Origin of the sequence: Paracoccus sp. UBA889 (assembly GCA_002294185.1) — a bacterium.
GTDB lineage: Bacteria > Pseudomonadota > Alphaproteobacteria > Rhodobacterales > Rhodobacteraceae > Paracoccus.
The window spans coordinates 1-16,959 of record DBFD01000074.1 but is presented as its reverse complement, the minus strand read 5'-3'; the positions used below and the strand labels follow the sequence as shown (position 1 = coordinate 16,959).

Sequence of the window (16,959 nt, the reverse complement as noted above, 5' to 3'; positions counted from 1 at the left end):
ACTGCCCGCTAAAACACCGATCTGGCAAGCCTTTAGGTGGCCCTTGAAGCATTAAAGATTGATCGGGCCTTATCAGCGACAACCGGCGCGCGATCACGGAATCATTGACGCAACGGCAAGCGACCCTCATCCTGTCATGGTCACAAGATGACACAGGGAGGGATGGAATGAACACGCTCATGCTGGGGGCGGCCGCGGCCGCATTGATGGCGACGGCTGCCGTCGCACAGAATACGGATGTGCCCGACAATCTGGACAAGCTGTCGAACTTCAAATCCACAGGAACGACGGAGTTCACCTATATCGATCAGACCGGCGATTATGCCGACGGAATCAAGAAGACGCTGGAAAAGATCAAGCTGCCGCAGGGCTTCAAGATCGCGCTCTATGCGGTGGTTCCCGACGCCCGCAACATGGCCGTGGGTCCACAGGGCATCGTCACCTTTGTCGGCACCCGCAAGGACAAGGTCTGGTCCATCACCGACCGCAACAAGGACCGCGTCGCCGACGAGGTGAAGGATTTCGCGCCCTCGCTGGCCTTCACCATCCCCAACGGGCCGTGCTTTTCCAAGGACGGCTTTCTTTATATCGCCGAACAGAACCGCGTGCTGCTGTTCCCCGCGGCCGAGTTCTTCTATGAAAGCCCGGATGTGGCGGCATTCAGCGTCCTGAAACAGGGCGATCTGATTCCCCCGGACGAGGAAAGCTTCAACCACACCGCGCGGGTCTGCGACATCGGACCCGACGGCAAGCTCTACATCGCGCTTGGTCAGCCCTTCAATGTCCCCCCACCGGAAAAGATGGAGAAGTATGACAAATACGGGTTGGGCGGCATCATCCGCATCAATACCGACGGAACCGGACGCGAGGTCTTCGCCCGCGGCATCCGCAACTCGGTCGGGATGGATTTCGATCCCGATACGGGCGATCTGTGGTTCACCGACAACCAGGTGGACGGAATGGGCGACGACATTCCACCCGGAGAGATCAACCATGTCACCGAAGCCGGCCAGAATTTCGGCTTTCCGTGGTATGGCGGCGGCGATGTGCGCACCGTCGAATACAAGGATCAGGATCCGCCGGCCGATGTCGTGATGCCCGCCGTCGAGATGACCGCCCATGCAGCCGATCTGGGCATGACCTTCTACACCGGCAGCATGTTCCCGGAAAAATATCGCGGCGCGATCTTCTCGGCCCAGCACGGATCATGGAACCGCACCACTCCGGTCGGCGCGCGGGTCATGGTCACCTATGTCGCCGAGGACGGCAGCGCCACGACCGAACCCTTTGCCGAGGGCTGGATCGACGAGAATGACGAATATCTGGGCCGGCCCGTCGATGTGGCGCAACTGCGCGACGGATCGCTCCTGGTTTCGGACGATCTCGCCGGCGCGGTCTACCGAATCAGCTACGGCGAATGAGGGTCGCGATCCTTTCGATGGCACTGGGCGGGCTGTGGCTCGCCGGTGCCGCCCTGTCGCAAGAGGTCGCGGGCGATCCCGCCTCGGGCCGCAAGCTGGCCGGGCAATGCCGCACCTGTCACGGAATCGAGGGCGCGGCGAAAATGCCCGCCGCGCCCAGCATCGGCGGCGAACCCGCCAGCTTTCTCGCCAGCCAGTTGACTGCTTTTCGCAGCGGCACCCGGCAGAACGAGATGATGTCGGTCGTCGCCGCCGCCCTGTCGGACCAGCAGATCGCCGATCTGGCGGCCTGGTATTCCTCGCAGACGGCGGTGGCGACGCTGACCGCCGATCCCTCGGGCGCACCCGAATCCTGTGTCTCTTGTCACGGGGTGGACGGAATGGGGATGGATGATGACACACCCGATCTGGCGGGCGAAAACAGCATCTATCTGCTGAGCCAGTTGAAGGCGTTCCGTCAGGGCAGCCGCCCCAGCGAGATCATGCAGCCCATCGCCGAAAGTCTCGACGACGATCAGATGCGGGCAGCGGCGGAATGGTATGCCTCGGTCAAGCTGGAGATCGCCAAGCCGGAATGACCGGTCCTGCCGCGCCGGTTGCCTGATGCAGCCGGCGCCCGTTTTCACGGCTCCGCGCAGGCGCGGAAGGCCGCGAAATTCGCGCCGGGCCTTGACCTTTGCCTGACGGCGGCGTTCGATGCCGGCATCGCAAACGGCATCCTTCATTCGAAACAGGCCCCGACCGCAGGGAACGCGGTCCGGTCTTGCGCGTTTCGGGCAAGGTCCATTCCCGGCCGCCAGAACGGAGGCATTCCTCACGATACGCGCAGCAGGCAGGCCGAACTGTCCAGCACCTCGCCACGGGGCCTGATCGCCCCTGGGCGAGATGCCGGTTTCACCCCCACCGCCACATCAAGGGAGGACGCATGTCACTCTCCATCTCTTTCACCGTCAATGGCACGCGGCGCGATTTGACGATCGACGATCCCCGCGTCACGCTGCTGGATCTTCTGCGCGAAAGGCTGGGCCTGCCCGGCACCAAGAAGGGTTGCGATCGCGGCCAGTGCGGCGCCTGCACGGTTCTTGTGAACGGCCGGCGGATCAATTCCTGCCTGACGCTGGCGGCAACGCTGGACGGCGCCCGGATCACCACGATCGAGGGGCTGGCCCAGGGCGATGCGCTGCATCCGGTGCAGACCGCCTTCATCGAAAATGACGGGTTCCAATGCGGCTATTGCACCCCCGGCCAGATCATGAGCGCGGTCGGCCTGATTGCCGAGGCGAGCGCGGGCGAGGACCTCGAACGCATCCGCGAGGGAATGAGCGGCAATCTGTGCCGCTGCGCCGCCTATCACGGCATCACCCGCGCCGTGCAGCAGGCAACCCGCCGCATGGCCGAAGCCGAACAGGAGGGCACGGCATGAAGATGTTCGATTTCATCCGGCCCGCCAGCATCGACGAGGCCATCGCCGCCTGGCGTCCGGGCGCGGCCTGGCTGGGCGGGGGCACCAATCTGGTCGATCTGATGAAGACCGGGGCGGCGCAGCCGGATCGGCTGATCGATCTTGGCCGGCTGCCCGGCCTCGACCGGATCGAGACCGGGGCGGAGGGCGCCACCCGGATCGGCGCGCGGGTCGGCAATGCCGATCTGGCCCGCGACGCCGATTTCGCCCGCCGCTTTCCGATGGTGGCCGAGGCGCTGCTGTCGGGGGCCTCGGGCCAGTTGCGCAATGCCGCGACCGTGGCCGGCAACCTGATGCAGCGCACGCGCTGCCCCTATTTCCAGAACCCCGAGACCGCCTGCAACAAGCGTCGGCCCGGCACCGGTTGCGATGCGCGCGGCGGCGTCGGCGACAATTACGCGGTGCTGGGCTGGAGCGATGATTGCATCGCCACCCATCCGTCGGATTTCTGCGTTCCGCTGGCGGCGCTGGACGCGGTGGTCGAGGTAATCGGCCCGAACGGCGCGCGCGAAATCGCTTTCGCCGATTTTCACCATCTGCCCGGCACGACGCCTGATCGCGAAACGGCGCTGGAACCGGGCGAACTGATCCTGGCCCTGCGCCTGCCCGCCGCCGCGGCGGAATTCGCAGGTCACGCGCGCTATCTGAAACTGCGAGACCGGACCTCTTTCGCCTTCGCCACGGTCTCGGCTGCCGCGGCGCTGAAAATCGAGGGCGGGATCATCACGGGCGCGCGCCTGGCCCTGGGCGCGGTCGCCGCGAAACCCTGGAGGGCCGCCGAGGCCGAGGCACTGCTGACCGGTCACGCGCCCGACGCGGCCCTGTTCGACCGCGCCGCCGAGGCGGCCCTGTCGGATGCCGTGCCGGCGCATGACAATGCCTGGAAGATCCCGATCGCCCGGCGCGTCGCCGCCCGCGCGCTGGCGCTTGCCGCACGGGGCACGCCGGCGCGGATGCCGGCGCTCCCCGCCTCTGTCTTCGCCGCCGAGGAGCCTGCCCATGTCTGATACCATGTCCCGCCCGATGCGCTTCGGATCGAATTCCGGCCAGCCGCTGACGCGGCGCGACGGTCTTGCCAAGGTAACCGGCACCGCGACCTTCGCCGCCGACAACCACCCCCGGAACCTGCTTTACGCGGTCTGTCTGCCGGCCACGATCGCCCGCGGCCGGGTCGCGCATCTGGATGTCGCGGCGGCCGAGGCGCATCCCGGCGTGAGCCATGTGATGACGCCGCAGAACCGCCCGCCGCTTCAGGGCGATCCGTCCGAAAAGCCGACGATGTTCTCGTTCCGCATCGAGGTGCTTCAGGACGACACGGTCCGCTATGCCGGTCAGCCGATCGCCATGGTTCTGGGCGAGACCATCGAAGCCGCGACCGAGGGCGCGCGCCTTCTGAACCCGCGCTACGAGACGATGACGCCCCGCATCGCCCTGGACCAGAACGAGCCGGAGGCGCTGGAGCCCGGCGCCCTTGGCAGACCCGCCGATGTCGAGCATGGCGACATGCAGACCGCCAGGAATTCCGCCGCGCAAGGCATCGACGTGACCTACGAGACCGCGCCGCAATATCACAACGCGATGGAAACGCACGCGGTCGTGGCGCAATGGGACGGCGACCGGCTGATTCTGGACATGCCCAGTCAGGCGCTTGTGCTGTCCTGTGCGGGATACGCACATTTCTTCGGCATTCCGGCCGGCAACGTCACCCTGCGCAGCCCCTTTCTGGGCGGCGGATTCGGGTCCAAGGCGATCCCGACGGGGCCGCAGGTTCTGGCGATCCTGGCCGCAAGGATGACCGGCCGCCCGGTCAAGCTGATGCTGACGCGCCAGCAGATGTTCGGCCCCGTCGGCCATCGCGGCGCCACACGGCAGCGGCTGCGGCTGGGCACCGATGACGCGGCGGCGCTGAGCTTCATCGATCACGAGGGGGTGTCGGAAACCTCCAGTTTCGACGACTTTCTGGAACCGGCCGCGAATGCCTCGCAGGGGCTCTACGCGGCGCAGGCGCTGCGTTCGACCCATCGCGGCGTACGGCTGGATGTCGGCACGCCCAGCCCGATGCGGGCCCCCGGCGAGGCGTCCGGTTCGGCCGCGCTGGAATGCGCGATGGACGAAATGGCCGAGGCGACGGGCCTCGATCCGCTGGAGTTCCGGCTGCGCAATTACGCCGAGACCGAGCCCGGAACGGGCAAACCCTATTCGTCCAAGGCGCTGCGTGAATGCTATGCCGAGGGGGCGCGTCGTTTCGGCTGGTCCCGGCGACCGCTTGCACCGCGCCAGATGCAGGACGCGGACGGGATGCTGGTCGGCTGGGGCATGGGCACGGCGCTGTTTCCCTGCCCCATGTTTGCCGCCGATGCCCGTGCCACCCTGCGCGCCGACGGCACCGCCCTGTTCGAGACATCGGCCGCCGACATGGGACAGGGCGCATGGACGGCGCTGGCCCAGATCGCCGCCGACAGTCTTGGCCTGCCGATCGAGAAGATCGAGTTCCGGTCCGGCAATTCGACCCTGCCCGATGGCGGTATCGCGGGCGGTTCGGGGCATACGGCGACAGCGGGCAGCGCCCTGGATGCATCGGGGCGCGACGTGATCCGCCAGCTTGGCAGCATGGCGGCGGCCGATCCCGCCTCGCCGCTGCACGGGGCGGACAACGCGACCTTCCAGGCCCGCGACGGCCGGATCGAGGTCGAGGGCGACCCCGCGCGCGGCGAGGATCTGGCCGCCATCCTGCACCGAGCGGGACTTGAGCAACTGGAAGGCCAGGGCAGCGCCTTTCGCAAGCCGGAAGATGCCGAAAACCGTGCCATGAACGCACATGGCGCCGTCTTCGCCGAGGTGAAGATCGATCCCGACCTGTGCCAGATGCGCGTGACCCGTCTGGTCGGCGCCTTCGCGGCGGGACGGATCATCAATCCGCGTCTCGCCGAAAGCCAGCTGATGGGCGGCATGATCTGGGGCGTCTCGTTCGCGCTGCACGAAAAGGCGCAGCACGATCCCCGCACCGGACGGATCATGAACGCCGATTTCGCCGGCTATCACATACCGGTGAACGCCGATATCCGCGATCTGGAGGTGATCACCATCCACGAGGATGATCCCTATGTGAACGCGCTTGGCATCAAGGGCGTGGGCGAGATCGGCATCACCGGAACCGTCGGCGCCATCGCCAATGCCATCCGGCATGCGACAGGACGGCGGATCAGGCATTTCCCGATCCGGATCGAGGATCTTCTCTGAACCATGCCCGGGCCCTGTCGGGCGCCCCGCCGCCGTCCCTCATCGCCCGTTCGATCCCGCTGCGCGCGCCCCTTCTGGTCAATACGCGGATCGGTCCGGCGGCCCGGGCCAACGAATCGCTATTCGGCCAGCGACCTCATCTCGGCGGCAAGATCGGCCTTGCCCTCGAACCCGATACCCGGAAGGTCCGGCATGGTGATGTGGCCATCCTCGACGGCGACGCCGTCGGGAAAGCCGCCATAGGGCTGAAACAGGTCGGGATAGCTTTCATTGCCGCCCAGACCAAGGCCCGCCGCGATGTTCAGCGACATCTGATGGCCGCCATGCGGAATGCAGCGTCTGGGCGACCAGCCGAACTGGCGCAGCACATCAAGCGTCCGCAGATATTCGACAAGCCCGTAGGACAGAGCGCAGTCGAATTGCAAAAAGTCGCGGTCCGGGCGCATCCCGCCATAGCGCAAGAGGTTGCGGGCATCCTGATGCGAGAACAGGTTCTCGCCCGTGGCCATCGGCGGATCGTAGAATTCCGACATCGCGGCCTGAAGCGCGAAATCCAGCGGATCGCCGATTTCCTCGTACCAGAACAGCGGGTAATCACGCAGCATCTTCGCATAGGCAATGCCGGTTTCCAGATCGAAACGGCCATTGGCATCGACCGCCAGTTGCGCCTGCGAGCCGATCTCGTCCAGGACGGCCTCGATCCGGGCACGGTCCTCGTCGATCGGGGCACCGCCGATCTTCATCTTCACGACGGTATAGCCCCGATCCAGGTAGCTGCGCATCTCGGCCCGCAAGGCGCCGTTGTCCTTGCCGGGATAATAGTAGCCACCGGCGGCATAGACGAAGACCCGCGGATCGGCCTTGCGGTCATGCATCCGGGCCAGCAGGCGGAACAGCGGCTTGCCGGCGATCTTGGCCACCGCGTCCCAGACCGCCATGTCGATCGTGCCCACCGCGACCGATCTTTCGCCATGCCCGCCCGGCTTTTCATTGCCCATCATCGCCGCCCAGATCCGATGCGGATCCAGGTTGTCGCCGGCCTCGTTCATCAGGCTTTCGGGCGCGGCCTCCAGGATCCGGTCGCGGAAACGTTCCCGGATAAGCCCGCCCTGACCGTATCGGCCGTTCGAATTGAACCCGTATCCCACGACCCGGCGGCCGTCGCGGACCACATCTGTCACGACGGCGACCAGACTGATCGTCATCTTGCTGAAATCGATATAGGCGTTGCGGATCGGCGATGCGATCGGCCTGGTCGTTTCGCGAATGTCGATGATGCGCATGGCTGAACCTCCCTGCTTCTGCCGGCATTGCACCGCCTTACGATGTCGCGGCGATCCTGGCCACGGCCAATCGCGGCCCCGGGTCCCGGTCCGCGGGATTTCGAACCGCCAAGCGCGGCATCGCCCCGGCGCCTATGGAAGCTGGAGGCGGGACGATTGCTCGCGGATGCGGTCGCGCAGGATGTCGATGAACATGCGCACCTTTGCCGAAAGGTTCAGCCGTTCGGGATAGACGGCGAAGATATCCGCCCGCATCGCGTGGCGCGGCAACACCACCTCCAGCCGCCCTGCCCTGACATGGCGCGCGATGTCCCATTCGGAGCGCAGCATGATGCCATGCCCGCCCAGAACCCAGGAGACGGCGATTTCTCCGTCATTGGTCGAAAGCCCGCTTCTTATGCGCACGCTGTCATCGTCGCCGAAGCGCCACACGTCATAGGCCGCGTGTTCCTGCCGCAGAGCGATGCAGGCGTGATCTTCCAGATCGGACAGCCGTTTCGGCCTGCCATGCGCACGCAGGTATTCCGGCGAGGCGATCAGGACACGGCGGTTGCGCAGCAGCAGCGCCATCACATTGCGCGTCGCGGTTGGCTCGCCGAACTTGATCTGCAGGTCGAATCCGTCCTCGACAAGATTTGCAGGCGCATCGGTCAGCACCAGTTGCGCCTGGACATCGGGAAAGCGCGCCGCAAAGACCGCAAGCGCGGGCGCGACATGTTCGCGGCCGAACTGGAAGGTGGCGTTGACCCGCAGCGGCCCCTGCGGCGCGGCCCGCGTGGCCGATATCGCGTCTTCGGCCAAGGCGATCCGGCCCAGGATGTCCCGCGAGGCGCGCAGATAGGCTTCGCCCTCCGAGGTCAGGCCAAGACGCCGCGTGGTGCGATTGACCAGCCGCACGCCCAGCCGGTTCTCCAGACGGGCCAGCCTGCGGCTGACCGCGGATGCCGTCAGCCCCAGATCCAGCGCCGCCTCGGACAAGGTGCTGCGCTGCGCCACGACGGCGAAGAAATGCATGTCCGTCACGGCCGGCATGGTCATCCCATCTGTTCCCTCAAATCAATAATGATGTGAATAACCGGAATTTCCCAGCCCCCGTTTCATCGACTACAGTTTCCGTAGGGTCTGAGAGGACAGGCCCGACGAATCCGGGACCCGATCGGGGAAAGTCCCACGAACCACGGCGGGATTCCGGCCGCCCGAAGGCGTTGGATCGTCTTCGGGTCAATCTGTCAGGGAGGAAACCATGAAGATCAGAACGCTATTCGCCGCGACCGCCACCTTGGCCGCACTGGCGGCATGGCCTGTCGCGTCGCAATCGACGGCCGATTTTCCGACCAAGGCGATGACCTATATCATCCCCTTCGATGCCGGCGGAGAATCCGATATCTCGGCGCGCTTCCAGCAATCGGTGTGGAAGAAATATACCGGTCAGGACGTGATCATCCAGTATCAGCCCGGTGCCGGCGGCGCGCAGGCCTGGTCGCAGCTCAACGACATCGCCGGCGACGGCTATACGATCATGGGCATCAACCTGCCCCACACGATCCTGCAACCCATGGAAGGCAATGTCGGATATACCACCGACGACCTGACGCCGGTGAATTATTTCCACTATACGCCGAACGCCATCCTGGTGCCGGCAGACAGCGAATTCAAGACGCTTCAGGATCTGATCGACTATGCCAAGAGCAATCCGGGGATGGTGACATTCGCGGGCTCGGGCTCGAAATCGGCCAACAATCTGGCGCAGGCGCAATTCGACGCGGCGGCGGGCACGACGACGACCTATGTGCCGTTCTCGGGCACCGGTCCGTCGATCACGGCGGTTCTGGGCAAGCAGACGACGGCGGGCTTCAATTATGCCACTTCTGCGATCGCGCAGGGCGACGCGCTGCGGATCCTGGCGGTCGCGGCGGAAGAACGGATGCCCGCCTTCCCCGATGTTCCGACCTTCAAGGAACTGGGGCTCGACCTTGTCGGAGGCGCCTATCGCGGTGTCGCGGTTCCGGCCTCGACGCCCGAGGATCTCCGTCAGCGCATCTCCGACATCGTGTCCGAGATCAATGCCGATCCGGACTTCGTCAAGAAGATGGAGGATGGCGGTTTCGTGCTGACCGACTTCACCTATGACAAGATGCCCGAATTCATTGCCCGGATGAAAGAGGAATACGCAACCAGCGCCAAGGCTCTGGGCATCGGCCAGTAAGAGGCCCGGTGAATGGAACTGCTTGGCTATTTTCTGGACGCGCTGACGCCGCTGAACCTGGCACTGGCGCTGGTGGGCGTCGTGCTGGGAACCGTCATCGGTGCGCTGCCGGGCCTGTCGGCCACGATGGCGGTCGCGGTCCTGGTTCCGTTCACCTTCTCGATGGATCCCGCGTCCGGTCTGATCGCGCTTGGCGCGATCTATACCGGCGCCATCTATGGCGGGGCCTTCGCCGCGATCCTGGTCAATACGCCCGGCACGCCCTCGTCGATCGCGACCACCTTTGACGGCTATCCGATGGCGCGGCGCGGCGATGGCGGGCTGGCGGTGACGCTGGCGACGCTGGCCTCGGTCTGCGGCGGGATCGTCGGGGCGCTGGCGCTGCTGTTTCTGGCGCCGCCGCTGGCGCGCGTCGCGCTGGCCTTCGGGCCGCCGGAATATTTCTGGCTGGCGATCTTCGGTCTGACACTGATCGCGGCGCTGTCGGTCGGCAACACGCTGAAGGGTCTGATCGGCGCCTGTCTGGGTCTGCTTCTGTCGATGGTCGGCGTCGCCGTGGTCGGCGGGGATGTGCGGCTGACCGGCGGGCTGCCGGCCTTTCTGGGCGGAATCGATGTCGTCTCGGCCCTGATCGGGTTGTATTGCGTTCCGGTGATCCTGGATCTGGTCGCCACCCGCGCCGCGCATCTGAAGGTGGAACTGGATGATCGCGGCTACCGGCTGCGCGAGGCTTTCGGCATCGCCTGGGCGTCGAAATTCAACGTGGCGCGGTCTTCGGTGATCGGCACGGTCGTGGGCATTCTTCCGGGCGCGGGCGGATCCATTGCGGGGCTGGTCAGCTATACCGAGGCCCGGCGCGCCTCGACCCGATCGGCCAATTTCGGCAAGGGCGAACCCGATGGCGTGATCGCGACCGAGGCGGCCAACAACGCCACCGTCGGAGGCGGTTTCATCCCGACCCTGGTGCTGGGAATTCCGGGCACCCCGCCCGATGCGATCATCCTTGGCGCGCTGCTGGTCCAGGGGATCAAGATCGGCCCGCAGCTTTTCACCAGCGAAGCCAATATCGTCTATACCTTCATCTACGGCCTGCTGATCGCGACGATCCTGATGCTGCCGGCGGGCCTGCTGATCGGTCGCTATGCCTATCGTTCGATCATCGCCTTTCCGAAGTCGCTGCTGGTGCCGACCATCGCCTTCCTGACGGTCGTCGGCTCGTTCGCGATCAACTCGAACGTTCTCGATGTCCAGATGATGTTCGTGCTGGGAATCGTCGGCTGGGTGCTGAACCGCTACGGTTTCCAGCCCTCGCCCATCGTGCTGGGTCTGGTTCTGGGCCAGATCGCGGAACAGGGCTTCGTGCAGACCTACCTGATCGGCAACGCCACCGGAAATCTGTTGGGCATGTATTTCGGCCGTCCCATCAGCATCGGCATCATCCTCGCCGCGCTGCTGTCGCTGGGCTATCCGTTCTATGCCGAATGGCGGATGAAGAAAAAGCCCCGCCAGCCGCTGACCGAGATCGCGATGCAGGCCGAAAGCCATCCGGTTCGCACGGACAGGGCGCCGCAGGATGGCCCGCGCACGACCGACCGGGGCGCGTTGATCGCGGGCGCGGCCTTCGTGGCCCTGGGCGCGGTGGCGCTGGCCAACACGACCGGGCTCAGCCCGATGGGGTCGGTCTTTCCGCGCGCCATCTCGATCCTGCTGATTCTTCTGTCGGCGGGGTTGATGGTCCTGTCCGTGACCGGCCGGGGCGTGCGCGCCTCGCCGCCCGAGGCGGCCGAGACATCGCGGCGAAGATTGTTGCTGGGCGCGGTCTTCGGGCTTTGGGTCTTCGTCATGCCGTATCTGGGTTTCGCCGTCACCGGGCTGGCCGCCTTTCTGGGAATGATGGTGATTGCCGAACATGACAGCACAAGCCGCCTGGTGTGGCTGCGCCGCGTGCTGATCGCCCTTGGCGTGGTCGGCCTGTTCTGGCTGCTGATGGCGCGGGTGCTGCTGCTTCGGATGCCGGCGGGACTGTATTTCTGATTCGTCCGAAACACGAACCATGAGGCTTAGATGAACACGAATCATGCGCGAATAGCGGTGATCCCCGGAGATGGCATCGGCAAGGAGGTCATGCCCGAAGGTGTCCGTGTGCTGCAGGCCGCGGCGGCCCGCTATGGTCTCAGCTTCCAGTTCGAGGATTTCGACTTCTCGTCCTGCGACTACTACGACAAGCACGGCCAGATGATGCCCGATGACTGGAAGGACCGGATCGGCGGACATGACGCGCTGTTCTTCGGCGCGGTGGGGATGCCGGATCGGGTGCCCGACCACGTTTCGCTGTGGGGGTCGCTGATCCAGTTCCGACGCGAATTCGACCAGTATGTCAGCCTTCGCCCGGCACGTCTGATGCCCGGCGTCACCTCGCCGCTGGCGGGACGGAAGGCGGGCGAAATCGACATGATGATCGTGCGCGAGAACACCGAGGGCGAATATTCGGCCGTCGGCGGCAGGATGTTTCCGGGCACCGACCGGGAAATCGTGATGCAGGAGACGGTGATGACGCGCACCGGCGTGGATCGCATCCTGCGCTTTGCCTTCGATCTGGCCGAAAGGCGCGGCGGGCGGCTGACCTCGGCCACCAAATCGAACGGCATCGCGATCACCATGCCCTATTGGGACGAACGGGTGGCCGAAATGGCAAAGTCCTATCCCGCAGTCAGCGTGGACAAGTATCACATCGATATCCTGACCGCGATGTTCGTGCTGCATCCCGACCGTTTCGACGTCGTGGTGGCGTCGAACCTGTTCGGCGACATCCTGTCCGATCTGGGTCCGGCCTGCACCGGCACCATCGGCATCGCGCCCTCGGCCAACATCAACCCCGAACGCAGGTTCCCGTCGCTGTTCGAACCGGTCCACGGATCGGCGCCCGATATCGCCGGACAGGGTATCGCCAATCCGGTCGGTCAGATCTGGGCCGGCGCGATGATGCTGGACCACCTGGGCCAGGCCGAAGCCGCCGCGCAGATCGTCGCCGCGATCGAGCGTGTGCTGGCCGAACCGGCGCTGCGCACGCGCGACCTGGGCGGGACCGCCGATACCAAGACCTGCGGCGCGGCGATCGCCGACGCACTGGCCTGACGGGATGACGGAGCGGAAGATGAAGACCTACAGGATCGCATCCATTCCCGCCGACGGGATCGGCCCCGAAGTGATCGCCGCCGGCCTTCAGGCGCTGGAGACGCTGGCCCGGCGCGACGGCGGGTTCGATCTGGACGTGACCGAATTCGACTGGAGTTCGGCGCGCTACAAGGAAACCGGCGCGCTGATGCCCGAGGATGGCCCCGAACAGCTGAAGGCTTTCGATGCGATCTTCTTCGGTGCGGTCGGTGCGCCCGACGTGCCCGATCATATCACGCTGTGGGGGTTGCGCCTGCCGATCTGTCAGGGCTTTGACCAATATGCCAATGTCCGGCCGACCAGGATCCTGCCGGGCATCCAGACGCCCCTGGCCGGCGTGACGGCGGACGATCTGGACTGGGTGATCGTGCGCGAGAATTCCGAGGGCGAATATTCCGGCCATGGCGGCCGTGCCCACAGGGGAATGCCCGAGGAGGTTGGCACCGAGGTTGCGATCTTTACACGCGCGGCGGTCACCCGGATCATGCGCTATGCCTTTGCGCTGGCCCGCTCGCGGCCGCGCAAGCTGCTGACGGTGGTGACGAAATCGAACGCGCAGCGTTTCGGCATGGTGATGTGGGACGAGATCGCGGCCGAGATCGCCGTCGAATTTCCCGATGTAGGCTGGGACCGGATGCTGGTCGATGCGATGACCGTGCGCATGGTCAGGAACCCGCGCAGCCTGGACACGATCGTGGCGACCAATCTTCACGCCGACATCCTGTCCGATCTGGCCGGGGCGCTTGCCGGCAGTCTGGGCGTGGCACCGACTGCCAATATCAACCCCGAGCGGCGCTTTCCCTCGATGTTCGAACCCATCCACGGCTCGGCCTTCGACATCGCCGGCAAGGGCATCGCCAATCCGGTCGCGACCTTCTGGACGGCCGCGCAGATGCTGGAACATCTGGGCGAGGCCGGGGCCGCCGCGCGGCTGATGCGCGCGGTGGAAAAGGTTTGCGCTGACGGGGTGATGACCCCCGATGTCGGCGGCAGCGCAACGACGCAGCAGGTGACCGACGCCCTCTGCGACGCCATCCGCGGCGACAACATCTAGCCGGAAACGGCGGCGACGGCCTGCCGCCGTGACCGCACGGCTAAAGATCCTTGACCAGCCGCAAGGCGTCGTAGATCGCGGCGTGAGTGTTGCGCGAGGCCACCGCATCGCCGATGCGGAACAGCCGGAACCGGCCTGCGGGGTTCGGGGCCAGGTCTTGCGGCGCGCCGGTGCTCAGCGCCTCGTAATCCACCTCTCCGAGATTGCAGGACAGCGGCTTCAGCGCGAAATAGAGATCGTCCAGCGGGCGGGTTCCGTGATTGACGACGACCTGATCGACCATCCGGTCGCGCGTCATGTCGCCGTAATCGCTGCCCAGGATGGCGCGCAGCATGTTCCCCACGCGCACAACCGAGGTCAGCCGCCAGGTGACCGTAAAGGTCGCATCGCGCCGCTGGAGGCTGCGCATATAGGGAACCAGGTTCATCGCCATCACCTCGGGTGCGAAGCTGCGGTCGGGGGTGACGATCTCGACAGATGCACCGGTCGCCGCGATCAGATCGGCCGCCTGCAAGCCGGGATGATCGCCCGCATCGTCATAGACCAGCACATTGCTTCCGGGTTTCACATCGCCCGACAGGATGTCCCAGGCAGAACAGACCAGATCATTGCCGGCGGACAGAACCTCGCTATGGGGCAGGCCGCCGGTGGCGATGATCACGGCCTCCGGGTCGGTTGCCATGACCGCCTGGTCATCGGCCAGGGTGTTGAAGTGGAACCGCACGCCGGCCTTCTCGCATTGCGCCATCCGCCAGTCGATGATCGAGATCATCTCGCGCCGCCGCTCTTGCCGGGCGGTCAGCCGGATCTGCCCGCCCGGCCGGTCGGCCGCCTCGAAGACCGCGACCGCGTGGCCGCGCGCGGCGGCGACGCGGGCAGCCTCCATGCCGGCGGGTCCGGCGCCGACGATGGTGATCCGGCGCTTGTCTTTCGCCCGGGGGACCACATGCGGCATGGTCAGTTCACGGCCGGTGGCCGGGTTGTGAATGCAGAAGGCCATGCCGCCCTGATAGATCCGGTCAAGACAGTAATTGGCGCCGACACACGGACGGATGTCGTCCTCGCGCCCCTCGATCACCTTGCGGACCAGATGCGGGTCGGCCATGTGCGCCCGGGTCATGCCGACCATGTCCAGCTTGCCCGACGCGATCGCATGGCGCGCCGTCGCCACATCGGGGATCCTGGCGGCGTGGAAGGTGGGAAACTGCGTCGCGGCCCGAATCTCGCCGGCGAAATCCAGATGCGGCGCGCTGCGCATCCCCTGGATCGGGATCACGTCGGTCAGGCCGGGATCGGTGTCGATATGGCCGCGGATGACGTTCAGGAAATCGACCAGACCGCTGTCCTTCAGCTTGCGCGAAACCTCCAGCCCCTCGGCCTTGCCCATGCCGCCCGGCAAATCCTGGTCGCCGGTATAGCGCAGCCCGACGATGAAATCCGTCCCGCAGCGATCGCGGACCGCCCGGATCACATCGAAGGCAAAGCGCAGCCGGTTGTCCAGATTGCCGCCAAAAGGCGCTTCCAGATCGTTGGTCAGCGGCGACCAGAATTGTTCCAGCAGGTGGCCATAGGCCTCCAGTTCGACGCCATCGACGCCCGCCGCCTTCATGCGTTCGGCCGCATCCGCAAAATCGCCGATCACACGGGCCATGTCCCAGTCTTCCAACCGCTTCGGAAAGGCGCGATGGGCGGCTTCACGTTCATGGCTGGGTGCCAGGACGGGCAACCAGTCGCCCGTGTCCCAGCGGGTGCGACGGCCCAGATGGGTCAGCTGGATCATCACCGCCGCACCGTGATCGTGACATTCATCGACCAACTGCTTCATCCAGCCGACGACCTCGTCCTTCCAGACGAGGATATTGTTGAAGGCCGGCGGGCTGTCGCGCGAGACCGAGGCAGAACCCGCCGTCATCGTCAGCGCCACCCCCGCCTTCGCGCGCTCGACATGATAGGCGCGGTAGCGGGCCTTGGGCATTCCGTCCTCGGGATAGGCCGGTTCGTGGCTGGTGATCATGATCCGGTTGCGAAGCGTCAGGTGCTTCAGCTGATAGGGCCGCAAGAGGGGATCGTTCGACATCGTCCTGCCTTCCTCCGGATGGAAAATCCGGGTGCAAGTTCGCAAAATTGTTCATGAGTGTCAATTTTGAATTCACTTATGGACATTGCGACAACATGAAAGAACAATTTCTTGATGCCCGCCGCGATAACGCTTACAGCTTGATGCCATGAAACAGGCTGCCCCCCCCGACAAAGGATGGCGCGGCTCTCGCCAGGGCTGGCTGGATGCGGCCTATGAGGCGCTGATCGAGGGCGGCATCGATGCCGTCAAGATCCAGCCCCTCGCCAGACGGCTGGGCCTGTCGCGAACCAGCTTTTACTGGTTCTTCGGTGACCGCGAGGCATTGATGTCCGCGCTGATCGCCGAGTGGGAGGCGCGGACCACCGCGCCGCTGGTCGGGGCCAGCACCGAATATGCCGAAACGCAATCCGAGGCGATGCTGAACGTGCTGGCCTGCTTCCTGACCGGCATGTTCGACGCACCACTGGAATTCGCCGTCAGAAGCTGGGCGTTGCAGGAGGCGGATATCGGCGCGCGCACGCAGGCGGCCGATACGGACCGCCTTGCCGCGCTGCGCGACCTGCTGATCCGGTGGGGTCATGCCGAACAGGGTGCCGATGTCCGGGCGCGAACGATCTATCTGACACAGATCGGCTATATCTCGATGCAGGCGCGCGAGGACCTGGATACGCGGCTGGCGCGCATTCCGACCTATGTCCGGATCTTTACCGGCCAGACGCCGACACCGCGCGAGATCGCGCGCTTCAACGCCCGCGTGCTGGCATCGGCCGATGGCAATCCGGCACCAGGCTAGGCCATCCGGAATCGGTCTTTTTCGCCATTTTCGGAAGACGGCACCTTGGTCGTTCATTCCGGCGCCATGGTCGCACCAACCGATCCCGGGATCGGTCAACAAGCGGCGCTGCCCGTTTTCGGGATCGCGTTCTTGCCGGCAAGCCCGGAATCGCGGGAACTCTCCGGCAAGCAGCGGGTAAAATCTGGTGGGCGGTGAGGGGGTCGAACCCCCGACATCCTCGGTGTAAACGAGACGCTCTACCAG

General features: G+C 65.5%; 13 protein-coding genes. 10 read left to right on the top strand and 3 right to left on the bottom strand.

Annotation, left to right across the window (positions count from 1 at the left end; translation table 11 throughout):
* Nucleotides 1-167: 167 nt before the first annotated feature.
* From B4L36_RS14630 to B4L36_RS14610, 5 genes are all read left to right on the top strand, one after another.
* Nucleotides 168-1,421 carry a PQQ-dependent sugar dehydrogenase gene (locus B4L36_RS14630; RefSeq protein WP_414692191.1) on the top strand — a complete coding sequence of 418 codons (1,254 nt, stop codon included), beginning with the start codon at nt 168-170 and terminating at the stop codon, nt 1,419-1,421.
* Nucleotides 1,418-1,999 carry a c-type cytochrome gene (locus B4L36_RS14625; RefSeq protein ID WP_292958691.1) on the top strand — a complete coding sequence of 194 codons (582 nt, stop codon included), beginning with the start codon at nt 1,418-1,420 and terminating at the stop codon, nt 1,997-1,999. The genes B4L36_RS14630 and B4L36_RS14625 overlap by 4 nt, the downstream gene beginning before the upstream one ends.
* A gap of 347 nt (nt 2,000-2,346) precedes the next feature.
* The gene (locus B4L36_RS14620) at nt 2,347-2,844 is read left to right on the top strand and encodes a (2Fe-2S)-binding protein (RefSeq protein WP_292958689.1); all 498 of its coding nucleotides are present in this window, start codon (nt 2,347-2,349) and stop codon (nt 2,842-2,844) included.
* Nucleotides 2,841-3,890 carry an FAD binding domain-containing protein gene (locus B4L36_RS14615; protein ID WP_292958687.1) on the top strand — a complete coding sequence of 350 codons (1,050 nt, stop codon included), beginning with the start codon at nt 2,841-2,843 and terminating at the stop codon, nt 3,888-3,890. The genes B4L36_RS14620 and B4L36_RS14615 overlap by 4 nt, the downstream gene beginning before the upstream one ends.
* Nucleotides 3,883-6,123, top strand: a complete 2,241-nt coding sequence (locus tag B4L36_RS14610) for a xanthine dehydrogenase family protein molybdopterin-binding subunit (RefSeq protein WP_292958685.1) — start codon at nt 3,883-3,885, stop codon at nt 6,121-6,123. Before B4L36_RS14615 ends, B4L36_RS14610 begins: the two co-directional genes overlap by 8 nt.
* A gap of 119 nt (nt 6,124-6,242) precedes the next feature.
* Here B4L36_RS14610 and B4L36_RS14605 read toward each other — a convergent pair whose 3' ends face one another.
* Together B4L36_RS14605 and B4L36_RS14600 are read right to left on the bottom strand one after the other, a co-directional pair.
* Nucleotides 6,243-7,406, bottom strand: coding sequence for a mandelate racemase/muconate lactonizing enzyme family protein (locus tag B4L36_RS14605; protein WP_292958683.1), 1,164 nt, complete (start codon nt 7,404-7,406; stop codon nt 6,243-6,245).
* A 132-nt stretch (nt 7,407-7,538) separates the two neighbouring features.
* Nucleotides 7,539-8,444: a LysR family transcriptional regulator gene (locus B4L36_RS14600; RefSeq protein WP_292958681.1), complete on the bottom strand. Its 906-nt coding sequence runs from the start codon at nt 8,442-8,444 to the stop codon at nt 7,539-7,541.
* Between the two features lie 205 nt (nt 8,445-8,649).
* Here B4L36_RS14600 and B4L36_RS14595 point away from each other — a divergent pair, with 205 nt between their 5' ends.
* The 4 genes from B4L36_RS14595 to B4L36_RS14580 are packed head-to-tail and all read left to right on the top strand — an operon-like array spanning nt 8,650 to nt 13,840.
* Nucleotides 8,650-9,612, top strand: a complete 963-nt coding sequence (locus B4L36_RS14595; protein WP_292958679.1) for a tripartite tricarboxylate transporter substrate binding protein — start codon at nt 8,650-8,652, stop codon at nt 9,610-9,612.
* A 12-nt stretch (nt 9,613-9,624) separates the two neighbouring features.
* Complete coding sequence (locus B4L36_RS14590; RefSeq protein ID WP_292958677.1) at nt 9,625-11,646, top strand: tripartite tricarboxylate transporter permease; 2,022 nt, start codon at nt 9,625-9,627, stop codon at nt 11,644-11,646.
* 30 nt (nt 11,647-11,676) lie between these two features.
* A complete protein-coding gene (locus B4L36_RS14585) occupies nt 11,677-12,747 on the top strand; it encodes a tartrate dehydrogenase (protein ID WP_292958675.1) in 1,071 nt (356 codons plus the stop codon).
* A gap of 19 nt (nt 12,748-12,766) precedes the next feature.
* Nucleotides 12,767-13,840, top strand: a complete 1,074-nt coding sequence (locus tag B4L36_RS14580; RefSeq protein WP_292958673.1) for a tartrate dehydrogenase — start codon at nt 12,767-12,769, stop codon at nt 13,838-13,840.
* Between the two features lie 40 nt (nt 13,841-13,880).
* On the opposite strand, the gene hpbA is transcribed toward B4L36_RS14580, so the two are convergent.
* Nucleotides 13,881-15,917, bottom strand: a complete 2,037-nt coding sequence (hpbA, locus tag B4L36_RS14575; RefSeq protein ID WP_292958671.1) for an N-methyl-L-proline N-demethylase HpbA — start codon at nt 15,915-15,917, stop codon at nt 13,881-13,883.
* Nucleotides 15,918-16,065: 148 nt separating this feature from the next.
* Between hpbA and B4L36_RS14570 the strand changes: the two genes are divergently transcribed.
* Entirely contained in the window at nt 16,066-16,713 is a 648-nt protein-coding gene (locus B4L36_RS14570; RefSeq protein ID WP_292958669.1) for a TetR/AcrR family transcriptional regulator, read from the top strand.
* The last annotated feature ends 246 nt before the right edge of the window (nt 16,714-16,959 follow it).

Excerpts from the sequence above, each read along its gene's own strand:
- B4L36_RS14615 (WP_292958687.1), top strand. The coding sequence starts at position 2,841 with ATGAAGATGTTCGATTTCATCCGGCCCGCCAGCATCGACGAGGCCATC.
- B4L36_RS14590 (WP_292958677.1), top strand. The coding sequence starts at position 9,625 with ATGGAACTGCTTGGCTATTTTCTGGACGCGCTGACGCCGCTGAACCTG.
- B4L36_RS14570 (WP_292958669.1), top strand. The coding sequence starts at position 16,066 with ATGAAACAGGCTGCCCCCCCCGACAAAGGATGGCGCGGCTCTCGCCAG.
- hpbA (WP_292958671.1), bottom strand. The coding sequence starts at position 15,917 with ATGTCGAACGATCCCCTCTTGCGGCCCTATCAGCTGAAGCACCTGACG.
- B4L36_RS14630 (WP_414692191.1), top strand. The coding sequence starts at position 168 with ATGAACACGCTCATGCTGGGGGCGGCCGCGGCCGCATTGATGGCGACG.
- B4L36_RS14625 (WP_292958691.1), top strand. The coding sequence starts at position 1,418 with ATGAGGGTCGCGATCCTTTCGATGGCACTGGGCGGGCTGTGGCTCGCC.
- B4L36_RS14580 (WP_292958673.1), top strand. The coding sequence starts at position 12,767 with ATGAAGACCTACAGGATCGCATCCATTCCCGCCGACGGGATCGGCCCC.
- B4L36_RS14595 (WP_292958679.1), top strand. The coding sequence starts at position 8,650 with ATGAAGATCAGAACGCTATTCGCCGCGACCGCCACCTTGGCCGCACTG.
- B4L36_RS14605 (WP_292958683.1), bottom strand. The coding sequence starts at position 7,406 with ATGCGCATCATCGACATTCGCGAAACGACCAGGCCGATCGCATCGCCG.
- B4L36_RS14620 (WP_292958689.1), top strand. The coding sequence starts at position 2,347 with ATGTCACTCTCCATCTCTTTCACCGTCAATGGCACGCGGCGCGATTTG.
- B4L36_RS14600 (WP_292958681.1), bottom strand. The coding sequence starts at position 8,444 with ATGACCATGCCGGCCGTGACGGACATGCATTTCTTCGCCGTCGTGGCG.
- B4L36_RS14610 (WP_292958685.1), top strand. The coding sequence starts at position 3,883 with ATGTCTGATACCATGTCCCGCCCGATGCGCTTCGGATCGAATTCCGGC.
- B4L36_RS14585 (WP_292958675.1), top strand. The coding sequence starts at position 11,677 with ATGAACACGAATCATGCGCGAATAGCGGTGATCCCCGGAGATGGCATC.